Origin of the sequence: Reichenbachiella sp. (assembly GCF_965223055.1) — a bacterium.
In the GTDB taxonomy this organism is placed as follows: domain Bacteria; phylum Bacteroidota; class Bacteroidia; order Cytophagales; family Cyclobacteriaceae; genus Reichenbachiella.
Genome location: NZ_CBDCVM010000010.1, coordinates 590,478 through 601,592 on the forward strand (window position 1 = coordinate 590,478; position 11,115 = coordinate 601,592).

General features: G+C 38.4%; 9 protein-coding genes. 1 reads left to right on the top strand and 8 read right to left on the bottom strand.

Going from position 1 to position 11,115, the window contains the following annotated elements:
• Nucleotides 1–24: 24 nt before the first annotated feature.
• From gyrA to ACOQO5_RS10345, 5 genes are all read right to left on the bottom strand, one after another.
• Nucleotides 25–2,559: a DNA gyrase subunit A gene (gene gyrA / locus ACOQO5_RS10325; RefSeq protein WP_420581613.1), complete on the bottom strand. Its 2,535-nt coding sequence runs from the start codon at nucleotides 2,557–2,559 to the stop codon at nucleotides 25–27.
• A 150-nt stretch (nucleotides 2,560–2,709) separates the two neighbouring features.
• Nucleotides 2,710–3,786 (bottom strand): hypothetical protein, encoded by a 1,077-nt coding sequence (locus ACOQO5_RS10330; RefSeq protein ID WP_420581614.1) that lies wholly within the window; start codon nucleotides 3,784–3,786, stop codon nucleotides 2,710–2,712.
• A 19-nt stretch (nucleotides 3,787–3,805) separates the two neighbouring features.
• Nucleotides 3,806–4,798 (bottom strand): FKBP-type peptidyl-prolyl cis-trans isomerase, encoded by a 993-nt coding sequence (locus ACOQO5_RS10335; RefSeq protein WP_420581615.1) that lies wholly within the window; start codon nucleotides 4,796–4,798, stop codon nucleotides 3,806–3,808.
• A 75-nt stretch (nucleotides 4,799–4,873) separates the two neighbouring features.
• Nucleotides 4,874–5,485 carry a hypothetical protein gene (locus tag ACOQO5_RS10340; protein ID WP_420581616.1) on the bottom strand — a complete coding sequence of 204 codons (612 nt, stop codon included), beginning with the start codon at nucleotides 5,483–5,485 and terminating at the stop codon, nucleotides 4,874–4,876.
• 114 nt (nucleotides 5,486–5,599) lie between these two features.
• Nucleotides 5,600–6,103 (bottom strand): hypothetical protein, encoded by a 504-nt coding sequence (locus tag ACOQO5_RS10345; RefSeq protein WP_420581617.1) that lies wholly within the window; start codon nucleotides 6,101–6,103, stop codon nucleotides 5,600–5,602.
• A 143-nt stretch (nucleotides 6,104–6,246) separates the two neighbouring features.
• Between ACOQO5_RS10345 and ACOQO5_RS10350 the strand changes: the two genes are divergently transcribed.
• Nucleotides 6,247–6,600, top strand: coding sequence for an arsenate reductase family protein (locus ACOQO5_RS10350; protein WP_420581618.1), 354 nt, complete (start codon nucleotides 6,247–6,249; stop codon nucleotides 6,598–6,600).
• On the opposite strand, the gene ACOQO5_RS10355 is transcribed toward ACOQO5_RS10350, so the two are convergent.
• The 3 genes from ACOQO5_RS10355 to ACOQO5_RS10365 form a co-directional block, all read right to left on the bottom strand.
• The gene (locus ACOQO5_RS10355) at nucleotides 6,597–8,000 is read right to left on the bottom strand and encodes a COG3014 family protein (protein WP_420581619.1); all 1,404 of its coding nucleotides are present in this window, start codon (nucleotides 7,998–8,000) and stop codon (nucleotides 6,597–6,599) included. The genes ACOQO5_RS10350 and ACOQO5_RS10355 overlap by 4 nt on opposite strands.
• A gap of 35 nt (nucleotides 8,001–8,035) precedes the next feature.
• Nucleotides 8,036–8,611, bottom strand: coding sequence for a penicillin-binding protein activator LpoB (locus ACOQO5_RS10360; RefSeq protein WP_420581620.1), 576 nt, complete (start codon nucleotides 8,609–8,611; stop codon nucleotides 8,036–8,038).
• Between the two features lie 116 nt (nucleotides 8,612–8,727).
• Nucleotides 8,728–11,091 (bottom strand): TonB-dependent receptor, encoded by a 2,364-nt coding sequence (locus ACOQO5_RS10365; RefSeq protein ID WP_420581621.1) that lies wholly within the window; start codon nucleotides 11,089–11,091, stop codon nucleotides 8,728–8,730.
• Nucleotides 11,092–11,115: the final 24 nt, after the last annotated feature.

Below are 11,115 nucleotides of genomic sequence, written 5' to 3' on the forward strand. Positions count from 1 at the left end.
TTTCGCCCTACTATCTGGTTTAATTTACTCTTTGTCTTTATTTTCATCAGATGGTGATTCACCTTCCTGGTTTTCTACCTCCGGTTCATCTCCTTCTATTTTTTCAATTTTCTCAACAGATGAAATCTCATCTTTATCTCCTAATTTAATCAGTCTAACACCTTGAGTAGCTCTTCCCATTACTCTCAGATCTCCTACAGCCAGTCTAATGGTGATCCCTGATTTGTTGATAATCATTAAGTCATCTGTATCAACCACTTCCTTGATTGCAACAAGCGCGCCAGTTTTATCAGTGATGTTCATGGCCTTCACTCCTTTGCCACCTCTTTTGGTAATTCTGTAAGCATCAATTTCAGAACGCTTACCGTATCCCTTTTCAGTAACTACAAGTAAATTGGCTTCTTCTCTAGCCACACATACCATACCTATCACTCGGTCATCAGCACCTTCTAATCTCACCGCTCTCACACCAGCTGCTGTTCTTCCCATTGGGCGAACATCTTGCTCATTGAAGTGAATGGCCTTGCCAGATTTTTTAGCAATAATGATATGGTTGCTGCCATTAGTCAAATTCACATTCAACAATTCATCTCCTTCGCGGATGGTAATCGCATTGATACCATTTTGACGTGGTCTTGAATAGGCTTCCAATGAAGTCTTCTTAATCACCCCTTGCTTCGTACACATCACGATGAAATTATTTTTGATATAATCTTCATCAGATAGTGTATTTACATTGATCACTGCTCGAATAGAATCTTCACTTTCAATGTTGATCAAATTCTGAATAGCTCGTCCTTTGGTGGCTTTTTGACCCTCAGGAATCTCCCAAACCTTTTTCCAGAACACCTTACCTAACTCAGTGAAAATCAGCAAGTAATTGTGCGTAGAAGCTACAAACAAATGCTCCGTAAAATCGTCGGTTTTGGTAGTAGCTCCTTTAGATCCAACGCCCCCTCTACCTTGGGTTCTGTATTCGGTCAATGGTGTTCTTTTGATATATCCTTCATGAGAAATAGTAATCACCATTTCCTCATCCGGAATCATATCTTCTGCAGTGAAATCATCTGCGGCGTGCTCTATATCTGAACGACGTTCGTCACCATACTTTTCTCTAAGTTCGGTGAGCTCTTCTTTGATGATGTCCATTCGCATCTCTTCACTTTCAAGGATCGCTTTCAAGTGATCGATCAATTCCATGATCTCATCGTATTCTTTCTGGATTTTTTCTCTTTCAAGACCTGTCAGTCTCTGCAGCCTCATTTCCAAAATAGCTTTGGCTTGAATTTCACTCAAACCAAACTTCTCCATTAAACCAGCTTTAGCGATTTCTGGATCTCTTGAAGCTCTGATCAAATTGATCACTTCATCCAGATTGTCTAGCGCGATAAGATAGCCTTCTAAGATGTGTGCTCTCTTCTCAGCTTCATTCAGCTCATACTGAGTTCTTCTGATCACCACTTCGTGTCTGTGTTCTACGAAGTATTTGATCAAGTCTTTCAAATTGAGTGTTTGTGGACGTCCTTTGACCAAGGCCACATTATTTACACCAAAAGAAGACTGAAGTTGCGTGTATTTGTAGAGGTTATTAAGAACGATGTTTGGTATCGCATCTTTTTTGATGTCATATACAATACGCATACCATCTCTGTCCGATTCATCTCTGATATCAGATATACCTTCCAATTTTTTATCGTTAATCAAAGCAGCTGTCTTTTCGATCATGCTGGCTTTGTTGACTTGATAAGGAATTTCAGATACGATGATCTGCTCTTTTCCAGATTTCAAAGTCTCAAATTCGGCTTTCGCACGAAGTACTACTCTACCTCTACCCGTCTCATATGCTGAACGTACCCCTTGATAGCCATAAATCGTAGCTCCAGTAGGGAAATCAGGAGCTGTGATGTACTCCATCAATTCAGGTATCTCAATATCATTATTATCGATATAAGCAATGGTACCATTCACTACCTCAGTGAGGTTATGCGGTGCCATGTTGGTAGCCATACCTACGGCAATACCTGAAGTACCATTTACCAGGAGGTTCGGAAATTTACCAGGTAATACCTGAGGCTCCTTGAGGGAGTCATCAAAGTTGGGCTGAAAATCAACTGTTTCTTTATTGATATCATGCAGAAGCTCTTCTGCCATGCGCTTCAATCTGGCTTCAGTATAACGCATCGCTGCAGGTGAATCACCATCTACGGATCCAAAGTTACCCTGACCATCTACCAATGGATATCTCAACGACCACTCCTGTGCCATACGCACCATGGTGTCATAAACAGAAGAGTCACCATGTGGGTGATACTTACCCAGCACTTCCCCTACAATTCTTGCAGATTTTTTGTACGCTCTATTGTGAAGTACGCCCAGGTCGAGCATACCGTAAAGCACTCTTCTGTGGACAGGTTTTAAACCATCTCGCACATCTGGCAATGCCCTTGAAATGATGACTGACATTGAGTAATCAATGTATGCACCACGCATTTCATCTTCAATATTGATAGGAATTATATTCTGATCGCCTAAGGGTAGGTTTTCGTTGTCTTCAGCCATAAAATTTTAAATATTGACAAGCAAAATTAAGTGCGCAATTTAACTAAAATATTACCTAAAATTCACTATCTGAACGAACAATATGGCTTAAAGAATTAAACTATTTTTTGCTATAAAATAAGAGGTCAATATCAACGCTTCACGGAGTGATTAATAGGGGTTTAATTTCTTCCTGTTTTTGTATTTATATCGCCAGAGTTTTCGGTGATTTTCCCCAACTTTTGGATTTTGTTTTTTCCAAATGGGCTGACCTCTCACCTCTTCTACACGTCCGGTTTGAGGGTCTGTGTACAAATGTTTGAGCTGGACATGGTCACTTTTCATTGGGGACCTTCTCAATTCAGGAATTGTAATACTCACACCGAAATTGACCTTAAACGTTGGGTTCTTGTGTTGCACATTCAGACCAGTTTCTGGAACCCTCATCGTGTAGTTTTTAAAGTCGTAAGAAGGCTTTATGATGATGCGAAAATATTCCGATAGATTTTTCTCAATAGAAACTCCCAGATTGAAATATACCCCTTTGTTCATCAAGCTCTTATTAAATTTCTTACCCATGTTTTGTTTACCTATTTCAAGTTCGCCCGCAAATGACCAATCCCAGAAATCATAAAACCTATACCCCAGATTCAGATAATAGTTAAAAAAGACTGCTTTTTTAAAGTTTGGTTCATAATTTCTTATGTTCATATTATTGATCGTAGGACTCATCGATTTGACCGTATGAAACTCCAAGCCCAATCCTAGTCCTACTCTAAATTTCTTGTAATTATATCTTAATCGCAGATTTATAGGTATCCCCCAACTTTTTCCCTTAAATCCTAAGCCCAGTGAATCCGCATTGTAGGCTTGTAAATCTCTGAGTAGCAACGGATTGTTGACAGGATTGGCAATGGGTGGATAAGGCACATCGAAAGTGTCTATGAGTACAACTGCCTGAGATAAAGCTGGGTTATTAAACCAATTGTCATATACATCAAACTCGGTACCTAATGGTTCTCCTGTGTTAGGAGAGATGAATTGTTCAGTAGCTGATTGTAAGTACCAGAAACCGCTCAAATCATGACTGTACTTTGTGGAATTGAAACCCGTAGTAACTGTGATGGAAAATTGATTTAATACTGCTCGAACGGGAGATCGATATATATCATCAGGGTCTATAGGGTATTCCTGTGCCTGTACAGACAAAGAAAACAACACCAGATATAGTAACAGTCTAAATTTCAATTACCTGTTGATCGTTAGTTTAGGGATTATTTAATAGGCTGGTTTCAAATAAGACAATTTCATATGGCGCTACTTTAGCTGCATATAAAGGAATAATTTCTAAGTCCACAAAATCTTGTTTTCTATACGATGGAATTACAAATACACTCTCACCATACGCCTTGTGCGAAGGTAAGATAATTAGTGCGCTTTCTCCTCTTTCCATCTGAGATATACCCTCGTCTAAACCTGCGATGATCACATTGGCGCCAAAAGTATAGGTGAGTGGTGCTGCGTTCGTCCTACGATCGAACTCCGCACCGTTTAATGTTCTGCCGACATAACTGATGGTTGACAAATCATTGTTTCTCAACGTATCATTTTCTGTCCCTTCAGTTAGTCTCTTATAATAAATTTGCTGACCAGGTAGAAACAACACAGAATCCTTCGGGTGAGCTATCGTATCATTCAGATTTTCATTGATGATATACTGATCTATTGCGTCTAATTCTGCGGTGATGATGTCATCTTCACCTTGGACTGCAGCCACTTCAACCTCTATTTCCAGGATTGAGTTTTCTGGAATTAAAGAACTAAAGGAATAGTCCTGATATCCAAGCGTAGATGGAATGTAAAATCTAAAGATCTCCCCCTCTTTCATGAGTCCAAGACCAATATCTAATCCTACAGGAAACACAGCGTCAATGCCTTGCTTTAATTTCACCGAATCATCGCCATCTGCCCTGCTGTTGATGTCATAAGCATCTCCGTTCAGTACTTTGGCAGAGTAATAAATACTAAGAATCCTACCTCCAGTTTCAGCTCCAGTGGGTACAGTATCTAAAATAGAATAGTAAATACCTGATTCATGAGCTACGGCATTTGAGTCGTTTTCAGCAATATATGCTTCAATAGCATTTCGGTCTATCGTCGCTTGATCCAAATTAGAATCAGAGCTGTCGCTACACTGCGAAAAGCTAAACAGAGCTAAAAGCCCCAATAGAATGTGAGGGAAATTGAATTTAAAAATCAAGTTTTCAAAATTTTACACAAATTGATGAAATAACGACGAGAAAGGAAATAAATTTTGGTAATATCTTCCTTCGAGCTATTTAACAATAAATGTACTACAGAAGTAATGGAAGAGTGGAATTTTATGAAGCCCCAATTTCTCTCCTATTGACTGTACTCGACCGAAATCAACTTTCGAAATTTTTCTGGGACTGATAATGTCTTCATCATCATTCAGAAAGAAAGAGGACAAAAATCGAATGAAAATATAAGGTGATTTCAGAACTTCATCTCGGTATTCTGACTCAGTTACTTTTTTGTTAGTATCAAAATCAGCTTCCAAACGAGCCACATCAAAACACTCCTCCATGGTAAGCCTGATGATTTTAAGAAACTCTTCCTCCCAATTGTCATATTGTTTGATTAGATATTTCAGACCAAAAACGACAGGGTCTTTCTTCATAAAATATCCACCTTTAGACAGTTTTCGAGCCTTTTTATTCAGGGCCATTTCCTCCCATAGGCTCACACTACCATTCGCCAAGGCAACACCCACAGTAGGTGCCATGACAATGAGTGAGAAGAAGTCCTGGTCTGAGATCTCCAGATAAGGGGCTTCGTTTTTAATAAATTCCTTTTTTAGTTCGAAGGTCGCTTTTTTAATGACTTCATTTTCAATGAGCGTTTCAATTTCGTATTCTGTAAACATTCCTGAGCAGTTTGATACTTTAGAAATTTAGCACCTATTGTCGAATTAGAAAAACTCACCATCAAAAAAGGCGTGCTTTAGGGGCACGCCTTTCATGTTATTTTAAGAAAGATCTTACTCCTCTCCTTCTACTTCTTCAACGTTTGCCGTCAATGAAGCCACTATTTCGTCGTACTGTGCTTTGACTGCAGCATCAGCTTTAAGTGCTTTTTTTACTTTGTTGAAAGTACCAGTGCCCATTTCTTCCTTCACAACTGTTGTGTACTGAGTTTTGAATTCTGCTTTGAATGCCTTGATATCTTCTTGAATCTGAGCATATGCCGCAAGCTGTTCCTCTGTGGCACCGATTTCGGCAATTTTAGCTTCATCACCCTTAGCTTTGTTTAGCTTATTGTATAATCTACCACCATCCATCAATTCGTTGCTTTTAACAGCTTCGCTGATTTTGGTTTTCATTCCTGATTTTAATGAATCAATCTTCGCTGACACTTGAGCGTACTGAGTCAATTCCTCGCTTGTTATTTCAGCATCCTGTGCCATAGTATTTGGACCAACTACCAAGCAAGCCACCAAAAGTCCAAACCCTAGAAGGCTATTTTTCAACTTCACACTTTTCATTTTTATATTATTATTAATAGTTAACAGTTAAACCAACCACGAATAAATACCCATTGATTCAATATGTCAAGTAAAAGCTCTAATAATCCAGTGAATTGTCAATTGTAATTATCTTAGCCGCAATATTTTCACACCATAGTTAAATGAAAAAAATATACTATCTAGGCACATGCAGCACTTGCATCAGAATCATAAAGGAATTGGGTATAACGGAATCTAATTTCGATATGCAGGACATCAAATCGCAACCCATCACTGCAGAACAAATAGATGAAATGAAAAATCTAAGTGGCAGCTTTGAATCATTGTTTAGTCGGAGAGCAATGAAATATAAGTCTATGGGTTTGGCTCAGCAGGACTTGTCTGAATCAGATTACAAAAGGCTTATATTGGAAGAATACACATTTCTAAAACGACCAGTATTCATCGTTGAAAATGAAATTTTCATAGGTAATAGTAAAAAAGTAGTAGAAGCTGTTAATCTTAAAATCAACTAGTACTGGCTGCGTATACCTTGAGGAATGGTTTCTAAAGAATAGAAGGAGTGGAATATGGTTTGCCCATTTTGAGTATGAAAAGTAAACTCATGGTCTTGAGATATTTCTCTCCCACTATTCACATTCAAGGTTGCCGTGCTTACACCCACAGGCAAGCGCGCTCGTGTATAATAAATGGTATGAGGAATAGTTTGCCAATTTCGCGTATCCGCTTTTTCAGTATAGGCATTTACAGCACCTAAAACAGCTCCCCACCCTTCGCTTTCTTCTCTTAGTTTCTTTTCAGCCAATTTTTTGAGTGCTAATCGCAAAAGTGATTTGCTCAGTTCCAACCCCATTCTTTGTTCCAGGGAATAGAATGCAATTTTATTTATATCCTCAGCAGCTTCCAGACTATAACTGTTGTCATTGACGGTCAACGAGGCTTGATTGAATAGCGGAAGTCTCTCGTTATATTTTGGAATTGCAACTCTGTAAAATTCTAAATCAGAAAGGTCGGCTCCATCTTCATCATCATCATTTTGCTCAATGGGAAATGAAAAATTATATCCTCTTTCTTCATTAACAAAAGTGATCATCCCTGTCTCTCCATGAACGACGGTGAAATTTATTGAAAACTCATCTTTTACTGGTCCCAATCCATTGTTCCATAGAAATACTAAATCCCCACCTTCTTCCGTTTCTGGTTCATATCGCATCTGAAATTCCTGTTCATACTGCGTGAGTTCAGTTTGAAATCCCATCAAATAAGCCGTCCGCAAAAGGTCCTTTTTCAATTGCGTAGGCGGACTAACACCGAACATTCTGGTATAATCCTCTTTGTATATATTATATGCATTACGATAGGCGATAAAAGCGTTGTTATAATCGCGGTCAGCATCATAAATCAAACCCATCAAATTGTGAATAAAAGCATCTCGCTTATATTTTGAATCGCTTCTATATTTGTCGTTGAGTTTAAGTAGTCGATTGTTTAGCCTACGACATTCAACCAGTGCAGACTCCCGGTCACCCAGCTTAATGTAATTGAGGGCTTTATAGTAGAGCAACAACAAATGCTCATGATCTTCGCCTTTGTATTCAATGATGGTAGGGTTGATCACATATGCCCCGGCTTCATTGAAATAATTAGTACGATAATCTTCTCCATAAATAAAAGCTTTCTCAAAGTAGATATTACTCTCCTCTGGCTTATTTAGCATAGCAGCTATCGTACCCCGATTCAAAAAATAAAGAAACTTCTCTTTACTATCCGCAGCTTTTGGATTAGCCTCCAGCGTCTTTTCTGCTGCTACCATATCTCCACTTTCAAATGCTTGGTTAAACACCAAATTCATTTGATAGTAGGTAGCGCAGCTTAGCAAAAAGCAAAGCGGTAGTACTTGATAAATTCGTTTCATTATCAACTGAAGAGAAGTTTATGAAAAGGTTAGTCTTAGTTTTTAATGAATTTCTTGATTTCCTTATCGCCTATCCAGACTTTTTCACTAGTCTCTATGCTGGCAAGTTCTAGATTCACTTTGTAGTTTACTACTTTCTCTTTTTTATAAGCATCAGTCACAGAGGTGATTACACCGAACATCATAAAGTCAGCACCTAACTCTTTACCCCATTTAGCTTGTGTCTCTACTGAAGCAAAGTCACCCTGCTGAGCTCTCTCCTCGCGAAGCTTTTCTCTAAACACGGAGTTTTGTACTACTCTTACAGTTCCAGAGTTAATAAATTCTCTTTCCACATCTTTAATGAATGTTTCGGCTTCTATGTGCTCAGAGCTTTTATTGGCAATCATACCTACAATCACTACTGGCCGATCATCATTTTTACTTTTAAAATCAGATATCCATGGTCTGCTCAAAACGTCTCGGATCATTTCTTCAGCAACCAATTTAGAGTCTGTATCATTCCATCTTCCACTCAAGTCGATCTGCTGATCTGGGCTCACACGTGTAACCGTTCTAGAACATGAGGTCATTAATACTACGGCAGTTAAAATTAGAGTCAGTCTTTTCATCTTGTTATGATTTGTTTATTTAGAATTCTCACGAATGAAATTGATTTGCAAAATATCACATGAAATTATTCAGATATTTTCTTTTTCACGAATGGTTTTCTAAATGGTTTGAAATTTTAAAATTTAGCTATGACCCGGACATTCAAAAATCTTGCCGATAATGTATTTGGTACTGCAAATTGATTGCCGACTACGTCCTGAATCCAGGTGTAAGATATTGTATTTTCTGCTCCTAACGCATTAAGTACCTCCAACCCTATCCATAAAGTGTTAGGAGTAAGTGTTTTGTCATTTTCAAATTCAAAACTTTTTGAAAACCCCAGATCTAATCGATAATATTCATCACCACTAAATTTATTTCGATAAGTATCATTTCTAGGTGGACCAAAAGGCAATCCGCTTCCAAATAGCATATTCACACTTACTTTAATACTGGGATCATTCGGTATGTGGTCTTGAAAGAAAATCCCCAAATTGACCAGTTGATCACTTGGTCGTCTAATAAAACCCTCTCCTTCTTGTAAATCCTCCATCGTCTTAAGCAAACCAAGGCTAAACCAGGACTCCGTTCCTTCTATGAACTCTCCATTGATTCTGAAGTCTGCACCATAAGCATAGGCTTTGGCTTGATTGGTCGCGAAGTATCGTATTTTTATATTATCCACATCGTATGGATTTACATCCCATAGGTGCTTATAATACAGATCTGTCGTGAGTTTAAATGGTCTTCCCCAGGCTTGAAAGAAATGGTCCATTCCTCCGACTACATGCAAAGACGATTGAGCTTTAACTTCAGGGTTGATCTCTCCCTCACGATTTCTCAACTCTCTATAGAATGGGTGTTGCTGATAAAGTCCCGAAGACAATCTAATAGAAGTCCTTCTCTGAGGTCCAAAACTATATGCGTATTGCAATCTGGGGCTAATCAACAACTGACCACTATATGTCCAATAGCTCAACCGAGCTCCTACATTCAAAGTATGTTTTTTACTTGCAGCGTTGAGTGTATATTGTGCAAACCCTCCTATTTTGTGAGACTCTATATCAATAGAGTTGTCCGCCGAATACGTGACGTTTGCAAAATCGGCAGAATCTGTAAACGCATACTCCTTCAGCTGATCATCGAGATTTTCATAGTCCCAGGTCATACCAAAAGCTAAAACATCGTCACCCAAAAAGATTTCATTGTTTTGGTCTACTGTGAGAATTTTTGCTTCCAATTTATTCCTTCCATAGGAGTAATTACTTCCAATACCTCTGATCGAAACACACTCATTAAATCTATTAGATCCGGGTTCACGATTAACATCGCATAACAAATAGGCACCTTCGATTTCATAATTTTCACGTTCACTAGAAAGTACGCCGGATACAGTAAATCTGGATATGATATTTTCAGTAAAAGCATGCGTAAGTATTATTCCTGCTTGATTCGTATGATAATCCAATTGTTCTCTTCCTTCAAAAGCAGTCGACATTCTAAATGATGCTTGAATGGTTCCAAATTCTGTTTCCTGCGATTCTGGCAGAGTTAAATAATTGTTGTGCGCTGAAGATATCAGAAACCCTAGCGTCGTATTCGAACCAAATCTCTTGTTAACAAAGCCTTGAAAATCCGTGAATTTGGGCAAATAATTGCCATTTGTTTTAAGGGTGCCAAGAAGATATTTACTGTTCTTATGCCTCACTCCAAAAGAGTAATTCAGGTCTCCTTTTTTATTGATACCCCCAAAATGCAGACTACCACCCAAGAGACTTAAATTGACTGTCGCTTGATTTGTTTTTGGTTCTTCATATTGCACATTGAGTACTGAAGACAACTTATCTCCATACTTCGCTTGCCATCCACCAGCTGAAAATTGAACATTACCAACCATATCAGTATTGATAAACCCCAATCCTTCTTGTCTTCCGGCGCTAACTAAAAATGGTCGGTAGATTTTTATACCATTTACATAAATTAAATTCTCATCATAATTCCCCCCTCTTACAGAGTATACAGAAGCAAGCTCATTATTGCTAGTCACACCTGGCAAGGTGGCTAAGACTTTGCTAAAATCACCTGTTGCTGACGGTAATGTATATGCATTTTTTGCACTGATTTCAATATTCCCTACTTCTTGGGTCTCTCTAAATCTTTTCTCGTTTATATCAACTCCAGAAAGTAATTGTGTATTTACTTTCATCTTGATACTAAACGAAACCTGATCATTTGCCTCTAGAATTAGCCTTTCGAATTGAAGATGTGAGCAAACGATTTGTGTTGGTTTAGCACTGAAATTTTTAAAAGCAAATCTTCCTTTATTATCGGTGATTGTTGAAGTAGAATCTGGTAGTAGTAAAACAAGAACATCACTAATCGGCTGATCAAGAGAATCTACTACTTGCCCTTGGATACCAATGGATTCCTGAGCCAGTAATACTTGTTGGTTCACAAAGACAATAATAGCGAACGAGATATATTTGAGGTAATTGGCCATGTAAGACTTGCTGCAAATCGGACG